Annotated in this window: 19 protein-coding genes and 1 other annotated feature (1 of these 20 running past the window's edge); of the genes, 8 read left to right on the top strand and 11 right to left on the bottom strand. The window is 38.6% G+C overall.

Annotated elements, in window-relative coordinates:
* The first annotated feature begins 8 nt into the window (after positions 1–8).
* Positions 9–1,676, top strand: coding sequence for an alpha,alpha-phosphotrehalase (gene treC / locus AC2TFD_RS15670; protein ID WP_484673522.1), 1,668 nt, complete (start codon positions 9–11; stop codon positions 1,674–1,676).
* Between the two features lie 12 nt (positions 1,677–1,688).
* Entirely contained in the window at positions 1,689–2,405 is a 717-nt protein-coding gene (gene treR / locus AC2TFD_RS15665) for a trehalose operon repressor (RefSeq protein ID WP_484673521.1), read from the top strand.
* A 25-nt stretch (positions 2,406–2,430) separates the two neighbouring features.
* Here treR and AC2TFD_RS15660 read toward each other — a convergent pair whose 3' ends face one another.
* Entirely contained in the window at positions 2,431–3,027 is a 597-nt protein-coding gene (locus tag AC2TFD_RS15660; RefSeq protein ID WP_484673520.1) for a class I SAM-dependent methyltransferase, read from the bottom strand.
* Between the two features lie 149 nt (positions 3,028–3,176).
* On the opposite strand from AC2TFD_RS15660, the gene AC2TFD_RS15655 reads away from it, so the two are divergent.
* A complete protein-coding gene (locus tag AC2TFD_RS15655; RefSeq protein ID WP_484673519.1) occupies positions 3,177–3,422 on the top strand; it encodes an aspartyl-phosphate phosphatase Spo0E family protein in 246 nt (81 codons plus the stop codon).
* Positions 3,423–3,691: 269 nt separating this feature from the next.
* Here the strand turns inward: AC2TFD_RS15655 and AC2TFD_RS15650 are convergent, their stop codons facing one another.
* Positions 3,692–4,087: a c-type cytochrome gene (locus AC2TFD_RS15650; protein WP_484673518.1), complete on the bottom strand. Its 396-nt coding sequence runs from the start codon at positions 4,085–4,087 to the stop codon at positions 3,692–3,694.
* A 247-nt stretch (positions 4,088–4,334) separates the two neighbouring features.
* Between AC2TFD_RS15650 and AC2TFD_RS15645 the strand changes: the two genes are divergently transcribed.
* On the top strand, positions 4,335–4,739 hold the full coding sequence (locus AC2TFD_RS15645) for a hypothetical protein (protein ID WP_484673517.1): 405 nt from the start codon (positions 4,335–4,337) through the stop codon (positions 4,737–4,739).
* Positions 4,740–4,846: 107 nt separating this feature from the next.
* Positions 4,847–5,758 (top strand): EamA family transporter, encoded by a 912-nt coding sequence (locus AC2TFD_RS15640; RefSeq protein ID WP_484673516.1) that lies wholly within the window; start codon positions 4,847–4,849, stop codon positions 5,756–5,758.
* A gap of 37 nt (positions 5,759–5,795) precedes the next feature.
* On the opposite strand, the gene AC2TFD_RS15635 is transcribed toward AC2TFD_RS15640, so the two are convergent.
* The 4 genes from AC2TFD_RS15635 to AC2TFD_RS15620 form a co-directional block, all read right to left on the bottom strand.
* Entirely contained in the window at positions 5,796–7,064 is a 1,269-nt protein-coding gene (locus AC2TFD_RS15635; RefSeq protein ID WP_484673515.1) for a S8 family peptidase, read from the bottom strand.
* Between the two features lie 185 nt (positions 7,065–7,249).
* Positions 7,250–7,480: a hypothetical protein gene (locus AC2TFD_RS15630; RefSeq protein ID WP_484673514.1), complete on the bottom strand. Its 231-nt coding sequence runs from the start codon at positions 7,478–7,480 to the stop codon at positions 7,250–7,252.
* 84 nt (positions 7,481–7,564) lie between these two features.
* Complete coding sequence (locus AC2TFD_RS15625; RefSeq protein ID WP_484673513.1) at positions 7,565–8,026, bottom strand: flavin reductase family protein; 462 nt, start codon at positions 8,024–8,026, stop codon at positions 7,565–7,567.
* A gap of 125 nt (positions 8,027–8,151) precedes the next feature.
* Positions 8,152–9,744 carry an amidohydrolase gene (locus AC2TFD_RS15620; RefSeq protein WP_484673512.1) on the bottom strand — a complete coding sequence of 531 codons (1,593 nt, stop codon included), beginning with the start codon at positions 9,742–9,744 and terminating at the stop codon, positions 8,152–8,154.
* A gap of 246 nt (positions 9,745–9,990) precedes the next feature.
* Between AC2TFD_RS15620 and AC2TFD_RS15615 the strand changes: the two genes are divergently transcribed.
* Complete coding sequence (locus tag AC2TFD_RS15615) at positions 9,991–10,713, top strand: toast rack family protein (RefSeq protein WP_484673511.1); 723 nt, start codon at positions 9,991–9,993, stop codon at positions 10,711–10,713.
* Between the two features lie 27 nt (positions 10,714–10,740).
* Here AC2TFD_RS15615 and ilvA read toward each other — a convergent pair whose 3' ends face one another.
* Together ilvA and AC2TFD_RS15605 are read right to left on the bottom strand one after the other, a co-directional pair.
* The gene (gene ilvA, locus AC2TFD_RS15610; protein WP_484673510.1) at positions 10,741–12,012 is read right to left on the bottom strand and encodes a threonine ammonia-lyase IlvA; all 1,272 of its coding nucleotides are present in this window, start codon (positions 12,010–12,012) and stop codon (positions 10,741–10,743) included.
* A gap of 278 nt (positions 12,013–12,290) precedes the next feature.
* Positions 12,291–12,543: a binding site (T-box leader), on the bottom strand.
* A 147-nt stretch (positions 12,544–12,690) separates the two neighbouring features.
* Positions 12,691–16,977 (bottom strand): S8 family serine peptidase, encoded by a 4,287-nt coding sequence (locus AC2TFD_RS15605; protein WP_484673509.1) that lies wholly within the window; start codon positions 16,975–16,977, stop codon positions 12,691–12,693.
* Between the two features lie 459 nt (positions 16,978–17,436).
* Here AC2TFD_RS15605 and AC2TFD_RS15600 point away from each other — a divergent pair, with 459 nt between their 5' ends.
* A complete protein-coding gene (locus tag AC2TFD_RS15600; protein WP_484673508.1) occupies positions 17,437–17,949 on the top strand; it encodes a gamma carbonic anhydrase family protein in 513 nt (170 codons plus the stop codon).
* Positions 17,950–18,277: 328 nt separating this feature from the next.
* Here the strand turns inward: AC2TFD_RS15600 and AC2TFD_RS15595 are convergent, their stop codons facing one another.
* Positions 18,278–19,615 (bottom strand): MDR family MFS transporter, encoded by a 1,338-nt coding sequence (locus AC2TFD_RS15595; RefSeq protein WP_484673507.1) that lies wholly within the window; start codon positions 19,613–19,615, stop codon positions 18,278–18,280.
* Between the two features lie 188 nt (positions 19,616–19,803).
* Between AC2TFD_RS15595 and AC2TFD_RS15590 the strand changes: the two genes are divergently transcribed.
* Entirely contained in the window at positions 19,804–20,157 is a 354-nt protein-coding gene (locus tag AC2TFD_RS15590; RefSeq protein WP_484676330.1) for a hypothetical protein, read from the top strand.
* A 38-nt stretch (positions 20,158–20,195) separates the two neighbouring features.
* Here AC2TFD_RS15590 and AC2TFD_RS15585 read toward each other — a convergent pair whose 3' ends face one another.
* On the bottom strand, positions 20,196–21,320 hold the full coding sequence (locus tag AC2TFD_RS15585) for an NADH-dependent flavin oxidoreductase (RefSeq protein WP_484673506.1): 1,125 nt from the start codon (positions 21,318–21,320) through the stop codon (positions 20,196–20,198).
* A gap of 308 nt (positions 21,321–21,628) precedes the next feature.
* Positions 21,629–21,707, bottom strand: partial view of a DUF1292 domain-containing protein gene (locus tag AC2TFD_RS15580; RefSeq protein WP_484673505.1) — the final stretch only. 176 nt of this gene lie beyond the right edge of the window; the window shows 79 of its 255 coding nt (coding positions 177–255); its start codon lies off the right edge, out of view — the gene reads right to left on this strand; the stop codon is at positions 21,629–21,631.

Below are 21,707 nucleotides of genomic sequence, written 5' to 3'. Positions count from 1 at the left end.
TGTATATCATGTCAACATCATGGTGGAAAAACGCAGTCGTTTATCAAATTTATCCCAAAAGTTTTAATGATACAACTGGTAATGGTACCGGTGATATCCAAGGAATCATTGAAAAGCTCGACTACTTAAAAGAGCTTGGTGTAGATGTTCTTTGGCTCACTCCGATTTATAAATCCCCCGGCCGAGATAATGGTTATGATATTAGCGACTATTACAGCATTCAAGAAGAATACGGTACGATGAAAGACTTCGACCAACTTCTTGCGGAAGCACATAAGCGCGGCATCAAGATCATTATGGATATTGTCATCAACCATACATCCACTGAACACGAGTGGTTCAAGCAAGCAAAATCCTCAAAAGACAATCCATACCGCGATTTTTATATATGGAAGGATAGTAAAGAAGGCCTCCCTCCTACCAACTGGGAATCAAAATTTGGCGGTTCGGCGTGGCAATGGGATGAAACCACTGGTCAATACTACCTCCATTTATTTGATGTTACACAAGCCGATTTAAATTGGGAAAATCCAAAAGTCCGCCAAGCTTTATATGAAATGATGCATTTCTGGCTCAAAAAAGGTGTCGATGGCTTCAGACTAGACGTCATTAATTTGATTTCCAAAAATCAGCAGTTCCCTGAGGATGACAGTGACGGACGGAAATTTTATACAGATGGACCAAGAATTCATGAGTTCCTCCATGAGATGAATCAAGAGGTATTCTCAAAATATGACATCATGACAGTTGGTGAAATGTCATCAACTTCAATCGATAATTGCATTCGATATACAAACCCACAAGAAGAAGAATTAAATATGACATTTAGCTTCCATCATTTAAAAGTGGATTATCCAAATGGAGACAAATGGACGAAAGCTGATTTTGATTTCATAGCTTTGAAAAACATCTTGTCAGATTGGCAGGTGGAAATGAATAAAGGCGGCGGCTGGAATGCCCTCTTCTGGTGCAATCATGATCAGCCGCGTGTGGTTTCAAGATTCGGTGATGATCAGCAATACCACAAAGAATCGGCAAAAATGCTTGCAACGACCATTCATATGATGCAAGGTACCCCTTATATCTATCAAGGGGAAGAATTCGGAATGACCAATCCAAATTTTGAAAAAATTGAGGATTACCGTGATGTCGAGTCACTTAATATCTTTAAAATAAAGAAAAATGAAGGGTTGGCAGAACAAGAGATTATGGAGATTCTAAAACAAAAATCTCGTGATAATTCTCGTACTCCAGTCCAATGGAATGCTAGCGAACATGCTGGATTTACAACTGGCACCCCTTGGATTCATACAGCTGCAAACTATACAAAAATAAATGCAGAAAATGCGATGAAGGATTCAAACTCTGTTTTTTATCATTATCAAGAACTTATTCGTTTGCGGAAAGATTATGATGTCATAACGAATGGTGATTATGAATTGATTTCCGAAGAGCATGATTTGATTTTTGCTTTTGTAAGAAAAACAGAAACAGAAATGCTGCTGGTCGTCAATAATTTTTATGGAAAAAACATCACTTTTGATCTCCCTATGACAATAAACATTGATGGGGTGTCAAACTCTGTGTTACTCTCAAATTATGAGGACTCTGCCCCGCTTGGCAAAGTAGTACCGTTACGACCTTACGAGTCCATTGTTTATCATTTGAAAAGATAATGGGAGTTTACTATGACAAACAAGTATCAAATAATCTTCAATACGATTGTAGATCAAATAAAAAGAGGAGAAATCCTGCCTAATTCCCTTCTCCCCTCTGAAAATGAGTTGAAGGACCAGTACGATACATCTAGAGAAACCATTAGAAAAGCCTTAAACCTGCTTGCTCAGAATGGATACATCCAAAAAGTAAGAGGAAAAGGTTCCATTGTCATCGATATTAATAAATTTGATTTTCCAGTTTCAGGCTTGGTTAGTTTTAAGGAACTGGCTGACAAAATGGATAAGAAGCCAAGGACCATTGTCAATGAGTTATCACTTATTATCAAACCTGATGCCTATATCAAACAGCAGCTGCAACTATCCGGCAAGGATCAGGTCTGGAAGGTTGTTCGAACGCGGGAAATTGGCGGTAAGAAGATCATTCTCGATAAAGATTATCTTGCAGCAAAATTTGTTCCATCAATCACAGAAGAAATTTGTGCGAATTCTATTTATGACTACCTTGAAAACGAATTAAATTTAAAGATTAGCTTTGCAAAAAAGGAAATTGTCGTTGTTGAACCAACGGCCGAAGATCGGTCTTTATTAGATTTAGATGGTTTTCATAATATTGTCGTCATTAAAAACTATGTTTATTTAGAAGATGCCAGCCTTTTTCAATATACTGAATCACGGCATAGGCCAGACAAATTCCGTTTTGTCGACTTTGCAAGGAGAACACACTAAAAAATACCTCGCCTGAGGTATTTTTTTATTTCTTGCTATTTTTAAGTTCAGCAACCACAAACAGGTCCTTGAAAAATTGATTGAATTCCACTATTTCCAATCCTTTTTTAGTGAATGCCTGCAACGTTTCTCTATCTAAACAACAGCCATCACAAATCTTTTTCCACAAGGGGGTTAACCTTTCCTGCAGGTTACTAAGCGCAGTATTTTCCATCCTAACGTGTTCAAACAAAAGGATTTTCCCATTAGGTTTACAGACTCTTATTAACTCTTTAATCGCCTCGTCGACATTTGGGATTGTACAGAAAACGAGTGTTGCGACAACGGTATCAAATGTATGATTTTCGAACGGCAGACTCTCAGCACTTGCGTTAATCAGCTCAATTGGTACCAAAGCTAAATTACTTCGTGTTTTTGATCGGTCAATCATATCCTGACTTGGTTCGATGGCGATTACTTGGTCAACGTTCGAGTAAAATGGAAAATTCACACCTGTTCCTGATCCAAGTTCAAGCACCCTCCCGCTTGCTCTTGATAGCAGTTCTTTCCGAATCCTCTTAAATCTCCACTTTTCCAAAGGATTCATAAAAAAATCATACCATTTTGCAAATGTAGAACTCAAAATCTTCCACTCCTAATCTAGATGAACTATTAAATTTCTAATTAAACGTGTGATAAAATTCCTATAAAATGTGAGATGTTTCACTGACGAACCAGGGCAAACTTCTTATACTATTGTTGGATTGTACTATTCAGCATCGTTACTATTATATGTGTTTTAATATTGAAATTGGAAGTGAAATTATGAATGCCATAAATCTTAGTCACATTGAATTGAAAAACCAAATTGAAATATTAAGATCAGAAATGGTAATAATTGGTTTAAGTGGAGGCTTATGTAGTGAGGAAACCATCAAGCTTAGTCACAAGCTTGATAAATACATAACGAAATATATGTCAATCATAAATCATATGCAATGTATGTCACCTCCTCGGGATTACCATCATAGCAAATGAGGTAATAAGGAGTCATTTTGGTTTTACATAAGGTTTATTTTTTGAACAACTTACCTATCCAAATGAATAATCTCCCTACGTGTTTGAGCACACCATGATAAAGAACTTCTACAATAAAATAGATTAGTAAATCTAATAAAATATGCAATAAGGATCCTCTCCTGCTAAACGTCTAATGTATTTGTAGTCTGCATACATTTTTTTCTATATGTGGCAAAGGAAAAGGTATTGGTCATAATGCGAACCAATACCTTTTAATCTAATGACCCCTACTTTTGTTCCCATAAATAATCTACTACTGCTTGGTACTCTTCTTTAGATAAGGAAGCCGGCGCTGACTTTGGCATATTCTTTTCGACAAAAGCTAGGAGATCTTCTTTTGTTTTAAAATCTGCATGAATTTTTGCTCCATCAAGCTTCGCTTGACCTCCTGTGATGTCTCCTGAACTGTGGCATGTGATACAGCTCTTTTGAAAAATTTCATTCCCAGCTAAAGTTGTTCCCCCAGCCGCACTGCCTGAGTCATCGGTCTCAGCCTTATCTCCCGTGTCAGCAGTTTCTTCTGTCTTATCTGCATCATCACTAGCTGCTGGTTCATCATTCCCGCAGGCAGCCAAAACTCCTAGCAGGAACAAAAATAAGAATATACCTAAAATTCTCTTCAAGCTTCCACCTCAATTCAAATTTTGTTCTATAGCATTACCCATATACAGCTGTAAAATTTCTTATGTAGTTATACCTACATACAATGGGCAAATCCTACCTTCAAATCTTATTTACGGAAATTCGTTATTATTCCTAGCCCATTCTTACAAATGTGCAAATATTTTTTATAAAGTAGATGATTAATCGTACTATTTCCAAATAGAAGCTAATACATTGGAATATACGTTCGATGAGGAGGAGAGAATCTTGGTTAGACAGAATGATTCCTTCATAACAGATGAGATGCTGGTTAAATATTACGAACTTAATAAGAAGAAAAAAGAAATCGAGTTGGAAATGAATGAATTAAAAAACACCTTTCATGACTATTTTAATAAACTAGTCGGTCCTGATAAAAAGGCTGAAATCACAATAAATGGGTATAAATTGCAGAGGCAAATGAGAAAGGTAGAAAAATATAATGAAGAAGTTACAGTGAAAAGATTAGAGGAATTACAGATGAGCGATCTTGTTCAAGTGGTCAAAAAACCAGATGTCGAAAAGATAAAATCGGCAATCCAACTTGGATTGTTAAAGGAAGATAATTTAGAAGGTTGTTTGGTAACCTCATACTCACCTGCCATTTCTATTAAGACTTTAACTCCTAAATAATCGTAAGAGCCATTAGGTGCCTAATGGCTTTTTTCTTTTATAAAGCTTTAAAACTTTTATTTTTTCTGCTAAATTAATAGAATGGTTTGTATTGGAGGGGGTTTTTTATGAGCACTCTTGGTGCTGCTTTGTCCTACCCAAGGACAAAAGGAATTTTGCTAGTGCTAATTGCCGCAACATCATGGGGGGTATCTGGGACAGTTGCGCAATTTCTTTTTCACCAACAAGGCTTTAGTTCAAGCTGGCTTGTCGTCGTTCGCTTGCTTTTGGCCGGAATGGGCTTGCTCTTTTACTCTCAAACTGTTGGGAAACAAAATATTTGGAGCATTTGGAAAAGTAAACATGATATTTTTCAACTCGTCGCATTTGGGATATTTGGAATGCTCGGTGTTCAGTATACTTTTTTTCTAGCTATAGATCATGGAAATGCCGCTACTGCTACGGTTTTACAATACTTGGCACCCGTTATCATTGCCTTGTATGTATGCTTTCGTATAAAGACATGGCCTGTATTACATGAAGTGTTAGCGATTGTTTTAGCGCTGGGTGGAACATTTTTGCTTGTAACAAAAGGTAATATCCATACCCTATCGATTTCTGGTCCTGCCTTTGGCTGGGGAATTTTATCGGCCTTTGCACTCGCTTTTTATACCTTATTTCCTGTGAGGCTACTCTCCAAATGGGGGACGACGTTAACGGTTGGCTGGGGAATGATGATTGGTGGCATTGTGATGTGCTTTATTCATCCTCCATGGCAATTTGAGGGTCACTGGTCATTCACTTCTTTTATAGCAGTTGCTTTTGTTGTTATCGTCGGTACTTTAATCGCATTCTTATGCTTTATGCAAAGTCTTAAATATATTACAGCCTCGGAAGCTAGCTTGCTAGCATGTATCGAACCACTCTCGGCTGCTTTCCTTGCTGTGGCATGGCTTCATGTTCCGTTTAGCCCAATAGAATGGATAGGAGCACTTTCTATAATTCTAACAATCTTTATATTAGCAGCAGTAAAAAGGTGAAAAGCCATCTAAAATATCAGATGGCTTTTTTCTATGATTATTTTACTCTAGCAAACCCAAATCCGGAAGCGTAATCGTCACCAGTAGCTGCACCGTAGCCACCTTTAATATCATATAATTTGGCTCTTCTTTGTAATTCAGATCTCAGCTGTGTATGAGACCAAGATAAATTAGAAGACCAAATTTTTGCTGCTAAACCTGATACGTGCGGAGTAGCCATTGAGGTTCCACTAATCGTATTATAGTTCCCATCATACCAAGTTGATTCAATGGCAGCGCCTGGAGCAGAAATTTCTACATCACGTTCATGAATGATATAATCACCATCTGTTGACGGATTACCGCGCGAAGAGAAATTGGCGACACGATAAGTGCCATTTTGCTGAACATTTTCTAAAGCTGCAACTGCAACAGCATTTTTCAATGCACCTGGATAGCCAATTGTATTTGCAGCATAGCCATCATTACCGGCTGCCGCCACAACTAGAACTCCTCTACTATATGCATAATCTACTGAACTAGCAATCATGCTGTCCTTACCACTTGAACCAAGTGACATGGAGAGAACCACTTTTGACCCTGTTCTTACTGCCTCATCCGCTACGTGACGGATGGCACCTGCAATATCATCGGAATATCCAGATCCACTGTCTGTTAAAACCTTATATGCCCAAAGTTTAGCTTGAGGTGCTACCCCATAAATACCTAAACCGTCTGATGCTCCATGTGCAAGTACTGTCCCAGCTACATGTGTACCATGTCCATTTCGGTCTGTACATGAACCATTGATGATTGGTGAAGAGTATTGGGTAAAGTCTTTACATTGTTCTGCACTGCCTGCCAAATCATAGTGATTAATATATGTTCCAGTGTCTAAGACAGCAACCTTAATCCCAGCACCGCCAGACGTACTTGTAATGTTTGGATCATTATAAATGGCTTGCATCCCCCATGGAGTACGATCACTTGGAAGGGTTGTAATAGCGGTTGTCCCAATTTTATCGTTAGAAGCGTTTTCATTTCGATCTAATTGAACTTCTTGAACTTTCGTAATAGTTAAATTCTTATTTTTTAATAATGCCTGATATTGTTTGGCGTTCACTGTGGTGGAATAGCCTTCAGACCCAAAATCCCAACGCGCTCCGGTCTCTTGCCTTGCCTTTGCTTTTTCTGAGCTTGGTCCATTAATATAGACCCGGAAGGTTTCATTCGATTCTGTACCCTCACCATAAGCGGCTGACGCAAACAATGAAACTCCCATCGTTAAAGCTAGAAAAAATGAAACAACCTTCTTTTTCCTTTTCATTTTATTTCCCCTCTCCTATTTTCTATGTAAAGCTCTGTCTCTGTTGTAATATTGAGTTTATTTAGAAACTACTAATTAATCAATATATTATCTTATGGCGAGAGTTGGGAAATAATTTGAAAGTTTACTTACAGATAAAGACTCAAAAAAAAACGGAAAAATCATAAGATTTCTCCGTTGCCATTTTATTTGACAAATGATTGTACAAAAACAGCTAAAACAAATACACAAAGGAAGATATTCATATATCCCCTGCGTTTATTTCCTTTTTTGAGCTCATCAATGCCGCCAACTAATATAAAGGCACTTAGACCTATCATCATGAATGGCTGTGCCACGAAGTTTTTAGTTATTAAGCCAAATACTGCCAAAAATAAAACAACAATTCCTAATATAATTCTTACTTTTTTCAACAAATGCATTCCCTCCTCGTCTAATTGTACAATAATAAACAAGAAGTACAATAGAAAAAGCTGCCATGCGACAGCTTTCGAAACTAGTTATTCAGATAATTTTCGATATTGACCACCGAAATACAACAACGGGTCCCCTTCATTTACCTTAAGGTCCGTAACCTCACCGATAAATAAAACATGATCTCCTGCATCAACCTCGTTATATAGGTTGCAGGTCATGTTTGCTAGTGCGCCCGAGATAACTGGCATTTCCCCAAATTGCTCAAAACGATAAGGAGTCTCTTCCTTAATCTGTCCTGCAAAACGCATAGATTCTGTTTGTTGGTCTGCAGATAAAAAGCTTACACCGTATTTTTTTGATTGTTGGATAAGTGGCAGGATTCTTGCTCTCTTATCGATTGATACTAGGACTAATTTTGGATTTAAAGAGACAGAAACAAACGCATTTGCTGTCATTCCATATGGTTCCCCATCTACTTCAGTTGAAACAACGGTAATTCCTGTTGCAAATTTCCCCATTGCATTTCGAAAAAAACGATCATCCATTTCCCTGCACCCCTAACTATTTACTAATTTAGCTGCTCAAATTTTACATAGCACTTATTCAATTTTATTATCTTTGTTATTTAGTGTCTAATATTATGATTAGAAACCATTGCTTTTGAATGTTTTCATCCTTCTTGAACTTTTCCATCAATAATGGTCATTTCAATATTTGCCTCTAATAATTCATCAGGGTCTTTCAATTTAAAGAGGTTCTTTGAATAAACAGTCATGTCTGCTAATTTACCTCTTGAAATCGTACCCTTTATCGCTTCCTCATTTGTAGCATAGGCACCGCCAATCGTAAAAAGCTTCACAGCTTCAAGCATAGAGATTTTCTGTTTCTCATTCCATGTCTCAGACTTTCCTGGGGTTTTCCTAGTAACGGCGGCATGTATACCTAGCAACGGATCAACTGGTTCTACTGGTGCATCAGAGCCTCCCGCACATATCACACCATTCGTTAATAAGAATTTCCACGCATATAAAAAGGTTTCTCGCTTCTTTCCTATACGTTCGATTATCCATGGATAATCACCTGCCACAAACCTCGGTTGAATATCTGCAACGATAGTAGGATCCGCCAACCTTTGGATTAAATCCTCTCTTACTAAAGAAGTATGGATAATCCGATCGCGATACTTCATTTTTGGAAATTGATCTAGGATGTTGAGAACATCTTCTAAGGCTTTATCACCAATGGTATGTACGGCAATAGGAAAAGATTGCTCCCTAGCTTCTTTTACAATTTTATAAAGAACCTCTTGAGTTTGCATTGCTTCTCCAAATTGACTTGGGTCATCATTATATGGCTCTGATAATAGCGCTGTCCTTCTGCCGAATGCACCATCTGCAAAAATTTTGATTGCACCAATTTGTAATTTCTCATTACCTAAACCCGCAAACATTCCTTTTTCCTTTAATGCAGGTAAAAAGGGATAATCAATTAATAGATTACAGCGTAACCCATTTTGCTCATGATTAAGTAATTCATCATACATTTTGTATGTTTGTTCAAGTCCGCCTAAGTACGCAGGATCATTGGTATGTACGCTGGTTAACCCTTTTTTAATAGCAAATTTCATCGCATGTCGCAACCCATTTTTTAATTCTTCGTATGTTTTCTCTGGAATATGTCTAGTGACCAATTGGGAAGCTGACTCCAATAGCAGCCCAGTAGGTTTTTTTGTTTGTGGATCAAGTACAACACTTCCGCCCTTCGGTACCTCAACGGAAGAATGATAGTGACTCATCTCTAAAGCTTTACTATTGATTAAAAATGCGTGATAGCATACTCTCTTAAGGTAAATAGGGCAATGGGGTGCGACATGATCTAATTCTTCTATCGTAGGTATCGTACCTTCCGTAAAGAGATTCTCATCCCAGCCCATTCCAATTAACCATTTTCCAGGTTCAACACAATCTGCTTTTTGCTTAATTTTTGCTAGCATTTCAGATTTGGAAGTAACCCCCGTTAAATTTAAGTCTAAAAAATTAAACGCGACCCCTGACATATGCAAATGGCTGTCAATGAGTCCAGGAGTTACCATTTTCCCCTGCAAATCAACGATTGTGGATCCTGCTCTTCCCCACTGTATACTCATATCTTGATGTGAACCAAGATCTATAATTCTGCCATTCTCAACCACAACGGACTCGACCAATGGCTGATTTGAATCGAGGGTGTAGATTTTTGCATTTGTGAAGATTGTCTTTGACACATAGCCACCACCTTGTTCTAAATTTTCAATCTTAAAACAATTATAAATGATAATGGAGTGACTGTGCTAGGATTGTTGCACCTATCAGGTTTAAAATAGAGAATGTTAAAAGAAAGTAGTAAAATACAGGTGAAGGTATTATTTTCCATAAGCCTTAAGTCTGAGAAAAGATTCCAACTAGAGCCGTTTTTTCAAACTGATTGTTTTTCTTACAATGATGGTAGTTAAAGAAACGGGGGATGAATAATGAAAAAGAATATTTTGGCTGGTGCATTGGCAGTTTCATTACTAGTTGTAATATCGGGATGTGGAATATTTGCAAATGGAAGCGATGAGAGTGGTAAGGTCACAATAGAGAAAGATAAGGCGAAAGAATTGCAGCTGGAACTAAACCTTGGTGCCGGGGAGCTTAACGTTGAAAAAGGTGCGGATGAATGGGTTGAAGGTTCTATTGACTACAATCAAGACAAACTAAAACCTGAGGTCTCCTATAAGCTTAAAGGTGATAAAGGAATTGGAGTTATTGAACAAGAGAATAAAGGATTATTTGATAAAATAAAAATCGGTGAGATAAAAAATGTGTGGAACCTAACCATAACAGATGAAATCCCTTTAGATTTACGTGTAAATTCAGGTGCTTCTGATACAAATTTAGACTTACAAGGTTTAAATATTAAAGATTTAGAGGTAAAGGCAGGAGTTGGGGATATCACGATTGATCTCGGCGGAATGTGGGATGAAAGCTTTAACGCCTCCTTATCATTAGGAGTTGGGGAAACAACCATCATCCTTCCAAATGATGTCGGGGTGAAAATTAATTCATCAAAAGGAATTGGAACAGCGAATTTTGATGATTTCATCTCCAAAGGAAATGGAGTATATGTCAATGAGGCCTATGAGGATGCAGATGTGATTATTAACCTGGAAACAAATTTAGGTGTAGGAGAGGCGATTTTCAAATTAGAATAGAAAGAGCCCGTTATGGGCTCTTTTTCACTATACAAGCATTTGGTACAAGGTGCTGTCGTTATTTAATTCACGGTAAACAAATCCTTTTGCATTAATCCGCTCAATTAATGGGTAATAATCTTCTTTACATTTTAGCTCAATCCCGACTAAAGCTGGTCCGGTTTCACGATTATTCTTTTTCGTATATTCGAAATGGCTAATGTCGTCATTTGGGCCTAAGACATCATCTAAAAATTCACGTAATGCACCTGGGCGTTGTGGAAATTGGACAATAAAGTAATAACGCAGCCCTTCATAGATCTTCGAGCGCTCTTTAATTTCTTGCATACGGCCGATATCATTGTTACCGCCACTCACGATGCAGACAACCGTCTTTCCTTTGATTTCTTCTGCATATTCATCTAAAGCTGCAATCGAAAGCGCCCCAGTTGGCTCAACAACGATGGCATTTTCATTATAAAGCGATAGTAAGGTGGTGCAAACCTTTCCTTCGGGAACAACGACAATATCCTTCACGAATTCTTTACAGATGTTATAGGTCATGGAACCGACGGTCTTTACCGCTGCACCATCCACAAATGGGTCAATTTCTTTCAATGAAGTCACTTCACCTTTTAAAAACGACTCCTTCATTCCTGCAGCTCCCTGCGGCTCAACTCCAATGATTTTTGTCTCAGGTGAAAAATGCTGCATATAGGTACCAACACCTGAAACAAGACCACCTCCGCCAATAGCAGCAAATAAGTAATCAATTTTTTCTGGGCACTCATTTAATAATTCTACCGCTACAGTCCCTTGACCGGCAATGACATCTGGATCATCAAACGGGTGGATAAAGGTTCTATTTTCTACTTGACTGCATTCGATTGCTTTTTCATAGGCATCGTCAAATGTATCACCTACTAAAACAATTTCCACATGTTCTTTGCCCCAAAATTTTACTTGGTTGACCTTTTGTTTTGGTGTAGTGTTCGGCATAAAGACTTTTCCATGGATTTTTAAGTGATTGCAAGAATAAGCCACCCCTTGGGCGTGATTCCCGGCGCTCGCACAAATAATCCCATTCTTCAATTCATCTTCTGTCAATTTTTTGATTCGATTGTATGCACCACGGATTTTAAAGGATCGAACACTTTGCAGGTCCTCACGCTTTAAATAAATATGACAGTCATATCGCTCAGATAATAAGTGATTATACTGCAGAGGAGTTGGCGAAATCACATCCTTGATGGAGTGGCTTGCAATAATAATATCCTCTACTTGAAAAGCTCTTTCTTTTTGATCAACTTGTTGACTCATTTCACTTTCCTCCTCTTTCTTCCAGTTAAATATTGCCATTTTTAAAGGCGTTAGTTTGTTTTTTTAGGCTCTTTTCTTAACTGTGTTGTTTTTTATAACAAAAATTATTGTTTATACCTGTTTTCGCAGAATACAGCAGAAATTTATTAAGAAAAGAGCTTGCAAACTATATTCAAAAGTGCAAAATAACTATTTCCTCGTTAAAATCGGCTTTAAGATTTTAACAACAATCGTTACGAAAACAACCTTTTTGAACAACAAAAAAACCCGCCCCATTGTATAGGGACGAGTTAACTCGCGATACCACCCTACTTCCACAGCAAAAATGACTCAAGCTGCGGCTCTCGATTAACGTATAAAAAATACGTGTTCCCTGTAACGGCGGACTATACCGGTATAACTTACTGTGGAACTTCTTTCAGCTATACATCTCAGAGATGATCTTCAGATAAGCCCTGCCATCGACTCCCAGCAAACGTCGACTCTCTTAAGACAACAAGCAAATCCTACTATTCTCGTCATTGAACATTTTTAAATTATTAATAAGATTATCACTGTTAATGGGCTTCGTCAATATTATTTGACTATTTTAATTATTTTGTCATCTTGTAAAGCGCTTTCATATTAAAAAGGGAGTAACCTCCCATATATATAGGTCAATTACTCCTCTTTTCATCTTTACTTTTTCTTTTTAACATTAATAAACAATTTGCCTTGTGCTGCTTTTCTAGTTTCATTTCCAAATGCATCTTTGGCTTTGACTTCAATGACTGCACCATCGGCTACAATGTCTTTCGTAGCGGTGTAATAGCCTGTATAATGTCCAGGAGATACCTCCATCAATGGCAGCTCGGTTGCATTTTGTACTTGTGATGTTTTTAAATTTGTTAATGGCATATGAATTGCAAATGATGTAGATAAACCAGGCTCACTTGTGAATTCAATTTTCACACTTTCACCCTTTTTTAAGGTATTATCTTCTGCCGGTTTCACATCAGCAATCACCGGTGCTGTGTAATCTACATTTACCTGCATGGTTTTATCTATCGTATTTCCGGCCAAATCATTTGCTGTGACATTAATTGTGTTTGTTCCTTCATCCAGTAGAATTCTAGCAGAATAGATGCCATCTTCTACTCTAGCTGTTGTGCCATTAACTGTGACGGAATTCAAATAATCATCAACCACTGTACCTGTTACCGTAACAGTTTCTTTATTGATATTACTTGCCTCTGTTGGGCTGGTGATGGATAGCTCTGGAGCTTGCTGGTCAAATACTACAGTTACTGGTGCTGAAGCATCGGTGATTCCCTGAAGGGTTGATGCCTTGGCCGTTAAGCTGTTTTCTCCTTCTCCAAGGGTAACTTCAGCTGCATAGGTTCCATGATTAGTTGCTTCCACAGTTGCAATTTCTTCTCCATGATTATAAATATGAACCTTTGTAGTTGGTGCAGCTTTACCTTCAACAGTTACCTGAGCAACATTCGTAAATGTGCCATCAACTGGAGATGTGATAGTCGGGGCAGTAACCTCGTAATCTACTACTGCACGAATCATATAGTTACCTTCATCTTCAGGTGAGAGTGACCAGCTGCCGCCAACATATTGCCAGCTTCTTAATGCATTTTCACCATCTTCATCTGTTGCAAGTCCCGGTGAAGCTGTATTGATACCAGCTTGGATGTACACTAAATAGAAGTCACCTTCAACGACAATACCATGACTGCTTAGGTCAACATGTGTCCATTGACCATTACGGAGTGCAGTGGCATCAATAGGGCCAGCAAGTTTTTTACCTGGCGCTCCATCAACACCAGTTGCATCGTAAACTTCTATTTTGAAAGCGGTGCCTCCTGGAACTGGCCATTCCGTATCCCAAAATCGGAATAAGCCTCCAGAAACGAGTGCCTTTTCATTCCCCGGTGCTAAAGACATTTTTACTGCCCATCCGTTTCCTGCATCGAAAAATGCTCGAGCATTTTCAGCTGTGCCATCATCATAACCAATCTCACTAGGGTAACCGATGAATGGCTTAATTTCGAAGTTTTGAGAGATACTTCCTTCTAATGATATGGTGACTTCTTGGCTATAGAAATGTGGTGCAATAATTTTTAACGTGTAATCGCCTTCATAGGCTGTTAAGGAATATTGTCCATTTTCATCTGTTTGGACAGGAGCTACTTGAGCGTCTTCCATTACATAAACTGTTGCTCCCGCGACTGGTTCCCCGGTTGCTTGGTTTGTCACATTTCCGGAAACAGTACCCTTAGGAAGTTCTTCGAGGGTAAAGTATGCGTTCGCTTCACCATCCTGTTCAATGGTTACAGTTTGTGTTTCTGGGCGATATCCATAACTTTCAGCAACAACGGTAAATGCACCTGCAGGATGTGTCAATTCAAAGCTTCCGTTAGCAGGATTGGTTTTAACAGATCGTCCAGATTCCAATACAGTAACTTGGGCCAGCATCGGCAGTGCCATTGGTGCTGCTTTTTCCGTGCTAGCTTCTTTAGAAACCTCAGGCATTTGGATGGAAATTTTACTTGGATCGACTTTTTCCTTTAATCCTACATTTGATGACGAATCTTCTTTATCTGCAGCAACTCCAAGTTGTTGAGGAACAGTGAGTGGAGTGTCAGCTAGCCTGACATCATCTAAATACCACCCATCTCTTACTACACTGCCATCGGTCGTTACATTAAAGGCAATATAGATCCGTTGGCCAGCATATTCACTTAGATTAACTTCTCCGTCAATCCAGCCATTTGATAAATTGTTCACTCTCAGCTTTTGTACCCAGTTTACGGCATCTGTGGAAACATAAACATGCCCGTAATCGTAGTTTCTTTCAAGATTGTACCACTGCTTAAATTGTAAAAAACTGCTTCCTTCTGGCAAATCAATTGGGGGCATTTGCAGCGACATATTTGCACGGCTATCATAAGTGCCTTCAAGGTTGGTTGCATAAACCTTTTCACCCGAAAATGCTGCCCGTGGACCGCTTGTCGGAGCGCCCCATTCCCAAGTATTTGCAGCACCATAAGATGTCCATCCATTAGGATTACTTTCAAAATCGTACGTATATCCAACTGTTATTCCAGGTAGTACGGTTACTGTGAAATCACTTGATGTTTCATTCCCTCCGAAATCAGAGACTTTAATTGTATAGGAGAACGAGTCACCAGCTATATCCTCACCAGGAACCGTTACAGAATAGACTCCATTTTTATAATCTCCGCTAATACGTTCAGCTGCGATTGTATTTGTGGTACCTTCTTCTAATTGATATACCACTTCAACATTTGTTACACTGATATTGTCGACAGCAGAAGCTTGTAACGTTAGTGGCATTCCTGCATAAACCGTGGCAGGTTGGGAATGTTCTAACACGGGAGCTTCACTGTCTTCTCCTTCTATTGTCACTTGCCCTTTCAGCTTTCCTAAGCCGGAAATAACAGATGAAACTGCGTCATATACATTTAACAGACCTGATCCATAACCGTTGTTTGGAGAATCTCGATAGGTATTATCGGTTAAAGGTACGGCGGTTGTTAATAAAATTTCTTCTAGCTCATCGACGGTTAAGCTAGAGTTTGCTTCCAACAATAAAGCAATCGCTGCTGCTACATGTGGACCTGCCATCGATGTTCCGTTCCATCCGCCTTCATAGCTGCTTCCTGGAACAGATGAACGAATGTTAACACCCGGTGCCGAAAGCTCTGGCTTAATTTCTTCATATGGAGATGGACCTAATAAAGAAAAGCTTCCTAATAAGTTATTAATATCCGTTGCACCTGTAGCAACTGATTCAGGGTAGTTAGCAGGATTTGCAACCGACCCTGGTCCACCTGGGTTTGATAACGTCGTATTACCTGCTGAAAATTCTGGGAAGATTTCTGCTGCTCTCCAAGCTTGAACCATTGGGCGGTACCACTCATCTAAACCAGCACCACCACCCCAGGAGTTATTAACAACATCTGGAGCTAAGTCAGGATTTCCATTCGGTGCTAAAATCCATTCACCAGCTTCTAATAAATCAGTATCTGTTCCACCTGCTGCTGAGAATGCTTTAACAGCAATCCATTTTGCGCCTGGTGCAACACCGATCGCATTCGAACCATCTGGCTCTGAGCCTACCATTGTGCCCGTAACATGTGTACCATGACCGAGATCATCATAGGGTGCTGATTGACCTCTTACAGCATCAAACCAGTTATTCTCATGAGCAGTTTGACCAGTCGCTTCATCAAACCCACGATATTTGGACTGTAAAGCTGGATGATTCCATTGAACACCGGTATCAATTGTAGCGACCGTAATTCCACTACCGTCAATCCCCATTTCCCAAACAGCAGGAGCGCCGACACGATTAATGTTCCATTCAATTGCATTGGTTTCTGCATTCGGTTCTAACACCGCACCGGCAGATTTTTCAGGAACGAATAATTGTCTTGTTTCATTCGGAAGGATTTTTTCTACTTCATGGAACGCTGCTACCTTTTCCATAACCTCTTTTGTAGCCGTTACCGCTATTCCGTTTACTACATAGTAGGAATGAACATCCTTCGCATTTCCGGCTTCGACTTGTTTTTGAAGAAATTCTAACAAGTTGAACTGAGTTTCCTGTGCAGTTGCTTTTAACTCCGAAACAATCGAAGAACGTTTTAATGATTTGGCCTTAGCGGGTGTTGTTTTATTTAGGCTTGCTTTTATGTCCGCTTCTTTTGCGACACTAGCTGTATCAACCTGTTCCTTCATTTTTATTAAAAAAGTTACTTTTTCTTTCTCATCAAATTGTTTTTCTAAGCTGTTAGAAATCTTTTTAGCTGGGGAGGCGTTTGTTTCTTTAGCTGAAACACTTACCCCCTTCGTTACGGCTACCGCGTTCATTTGAGGCTGCATGAGCATCGGCACAACTAGCATGGCGGTACAAAGCACTGATAGAAACCTTCGTTTCTTTCTTCTCATCCCATTACCCCCTAAGTATTCTCGCTAACCAATGATTACCTGCCCTCCTTTCTATCACACACTTTATGTCATGGACATGGTGCTTCTTTAAAAATACCGTTTTGGGGTTGGAGTTTGTGTCGAAACCCGCTTTAAATTTAGCAACGGTTAGAAATTGAGAGTTTAGTATTTATTGGGAAATATGGAAAATTGGTCCAATATAAGGTCGACAAGGATGAACGTTTTGTTTCGAAGGTATCTAATTTACTATGTTATCAGGCTTTTTATTGGGGTAATTTTCTCCATTTTCATAAAATGATTATTTTTACCTAGTAATATTGATACCTGAATAGAGGTATTTGGTTCAAAGATACAGTTTAAAAGTCGTTTTTTCCAATTCATATGACTCTCTTTTTCATAATCACAATGGTATAATCTAGCTAAAATGCAAAAAAATTCTGAATATAAAGGAGCGAGATTATGCACATTCCCTATAATGGAATTACACCCAAAGTTCATGAGACTGTATTTGTAGCACCTGGTGCTTATATAATTGGTGATGTTACGATTGGAGAGCAGTCAACTGTCTGGTTCAATGCCGTATTGCGAGGAGATGATGGTCCAATCATAGTTGGGAAAAGATGTAGTATTCAAGATAACTCCACCATACATCTGTACGAGGGATATCCCGTTGAAATCGGTGACGATGTTACGATTGGTCATAATGTTATTTTACATGGCTGTAAAGTTGGAAGAAGTTCGATTATTGGTATGGGTTCAACATTATTGGACAATGTCGAAGTAGGAGAAGAATGTATTATCGGAGCAAATACGCTTTTGGCAGGAGGAATCAAAATTCCACCGCGCTCACTCGTTATCGGTTCACCTGGGAAAGTGGTAAGGGAATTGACAGACAAAGACTTGCAGATGCTGAAATATTCCAGTGATAATTATGTACAAAAAGGAAAACTTTACAAAGATATACTTAAATAAAATATCTAATTAAAGTCCAAGCATTTGGACTTTTTTATATGAAAAAAAGGCAAGCATACTTTATGCTCACCTTTCCATTTACAATGCGAATTAGACTTTACTGTTTGAATATACCGGTCTTAATTTCATCGGGACCCTTATCATACCATTCAATTTAGATTGTACATAATTCATGATATACGTTAACCTAATTCCGATAAGTATTAAGGATCTTAGTAAGTTATAGAGTATATTCAAAGTATATCCCTCCACATTGTAGTTTCGTGTTAATGAATAACACTAAACCTATTATTTATCGATGGAATTATTTTATTCTAAATCAGTTCTATTATTTTGATAAAGTACCTTCCCTTACGGAGTCTGTCTTATCAGGGATTCGCAGGCTAAGCAGGATGGTAATAAAACTCAAAATTAGAGCATAAAGAAAAACGTTTTTCATTCCAATCATAATGGTTGCAGCAGAATTGATAATTAGTCCCATGATTGTAACACCAACAGATAAACCGATGTTTCTTAGGAACACCTGAAGTGAAGTGGAAACACCTTTGATACTAGACTCCGCAAATTCTTGAGACGCAATTGTGCCTAGGGCAAACAATAAGCCAAAACAAAAGCCCTGTATGGTCAGGATTAAAAATAAACTTAGATACGATATATCTTGAATAAATAGATAGAGTAATAGTCCTGATATGGTGGTGAATATACTGCCGATTATAAATAAGATTTTATAGCCGAATCGGATAATCCATTTGCCAGCTGGTGTACTGCCGAATATCCATCCCAAAGCAATACTTAACAGCATTAATCCACTTTTAAAGATACTCATTTGATTGCCTTCTTGTAAGTACAATGGAATAAAGTTTGATGTTCCATAAAAAGAGAGGCAGTAAATTAACATAAAGAGATTTGTTGATTGTAACCCTTTGTTTTGAAACAAGGAAACAGGAAGAAATGGGTGTTTTTCTTTTCTTTCGATAAATACAAACAGGATTAATCCAACCACACCACCGATCATATACCAGAACCAATGGCTCATGCTTGTGGATAGCAACAAAAAAGTAATAGAAATTCCAAAGAGGATGAAACCTTTATAATCGATATATGCTTTTTTATATTCCGCTGCTTCTTTATATGGAATTAAACAAACTACAGTGGCAATCCCAATTGGAATATTGATAAAGAATATCCACCTCCATGTCATAGCTTCCACAAAAAAGGAGCCTAAAACCGGACCAATAATAGAAGAAATTGCCCATATCGCGCTAAAGACCGCTTGAATCTTGCCTCTTTTTTCGATTGTAAACAAATCTCCAACAATAATCATAGCCAGCGGAATCATTCCCCCGGCACCTAAACCCTGTATTCCCCGGAATATAATTAATGGAACCATTGAATTTGCCAAACCGCATAGAATGGAACCTATGGTGAATAAAGTTACCGCAAACATTAAGAGCCGTTTTCGTCCATACATATCCGATAATTTCCCGTATAGGGGGACAGTTACAGTACTCGCTAACATATAGATAACAAAGATCCAGGAAAACCATTTCATGCCTCCAAGTTGACCGACAATGGTAGGACTTGCAGTTTGCATGATATTTGTATCCAACGCCGAAATGAGGGTTGTAATGATAAGCCCTATTAACACATATTTATTCTTTTTCATTTTGTTCCTCCTGGATGACGTTGATGGTTATTTCAAATTTTTAACAAAGGGGAATTTATTCCTATTATAGCAAAATGCTATTTTATGGTCGCTAATTACCGTTTAATGGATAATCCCTTCTTTTTATTGGGTATGCTACTTCATAAAGCGAAGGAGGAGTATCCTTGGAAAAAGCAATCGTAGAGGTAATGGATGAGAGGTTGAAAGAAAAAATCGGCTATGAAATTGGGGGAATGAAGTTTACGAAAAATTTTCGCTCACCAACAGCAGAGGAATGGTATATTTTTCTCCCAAGTTATACTGACCCGGTAACCGGGGGCGCTGCTGGAAAAACAATTATTCATTATAACCTTTATGATACAAAGGAGATTTTTATTAATACCACCATCATTTTTGATGATCCTTCCCTGCATAAAGGCGAACAACACCAACTTGTTTATTCTCTTGCAGATGAAATTGTGAATAGGCTAGTAGGGTATGCAGATACACTTTTATCGGTTCATTCCGGGGAAAATTCATATAACGCTGAGTATAAGCAGTAAAGAGTTCATCCTGACAATGAGGATGAACTCTTTCTCCATTACCTGATTCCCGGAAACCAACCTGGTGTATGAATAATGGCCTGCCAGAGAGGATCAGGAATAACCAGCTGATCTTGATTATTCGGGTTAATCTCGGTTATTATATCTTCCTCTTTGCCCTCTACTACCTTCTGAACCCAATCAGGCTCAATTATGATTTCACGACCCAGGGCAATTAGCGGAACCCCTGTTTGTAAAGCTTTTAGGGCCTCATCTGGCGTATAAATGGAACCTACTCCAATCACAGGTACTCGATCTCCTACTCGTTCTTGAATAATTTCTATCCGTGACCGTGTATCGTCCACCCCTCTTCTTGGAGTTGACCAAAAGTCTTGTAGAGAAACGTGAAGATAATCCAGGTCTTTTTTAGCTAGTTCATCGATTAAGACGAGAGAATCTGCCATGGTAATCCCAGGAGTTTCTCCTTCTTCTGGTGAAAAGCGATATCCAACAATAAACGGCTCCTTGGCGTTGTCAGCCACCACTCTCTTAACTTCATCCACAACAGCTATTGGGAAGGTTAAGCGTTTTTGTAAACTCCCTCCCCAATAATCGTCGCGACGGTTGGAATGAGGAGAGAAAAACTGTTGAATTAGATATCCGTTTGCGCCGTGGATTTCTACTCCATCATACCCGGCTTCTATTGCCCGGCGTGTGGTTTCACCAAAGTCATGAATAATTGAACGCACTTCTTGGTCCGATAACTCCCTAGGAACCGGCTTCCCATTCCCTTCTGCTGGGATACTGCTGGCACTAACTACATCACCATCCGGTAGTATTTCAGGTGGTGCCTGCCTGCCGCCGTGAAAAATTTGTAAAATTGCCTTGGCTCCCTGCTCCTTTATAGCCTTTGCAAGTTTTTGTAAGCTTGGCAAAAGTTCGTCCCTGTCGCCGCCAAATTCTCCATGAAATCCCTTTCCATTTGCTGTAACATAAGTACATGCGGTAATAACCATCCCGACACCGCTTGACCGCCTTGCATAATAGCTTACCTCACTGTCCGTAACGGTTCCATCAATATTAGATGACCAATTGGTCATAGGTGCCATCACCAATCGGTTTTTCAATTTGATTCCATTTTTAAATGTCATTGTCTCAAATAATGGTGTATATTTTGAATTCACCGCTATGTACCCCCAACTATTAATTTTCCATCACTTTTATTTTCAGTTCCTTTATCAAAATTACACTTGTAAATAATACAAAAAACACCAAGTCCTAGGTTAGGTGGGTGAGTTGATTAAAAGGTCTCTTTACTGTATTATAGCAACCATTTATGATATTAAATTGATAATAAATTTTAGGAAAAAGGTGAGTAATGATTATGGATATACCAGATATCACTCTCAGTAGAAAATAAATAAGCCAGTCAAATAGACTGGCTTAGGTTGCTATGTTAAATGTTAACATAAGATTATTATGTAATAGTTATTTACTCTGCTGGTGCTACCTCCACTGCAATTTGGTATGCATCTAAAATAGACTGGCTTTCGATTGGGTCGGAAATACCA

This window comes from Neobacillus sp. plas4 (assembly GCF_057221695.1).
This window is presented reverse-complemented; position numbering and strand designations above follow the sequence as displayed.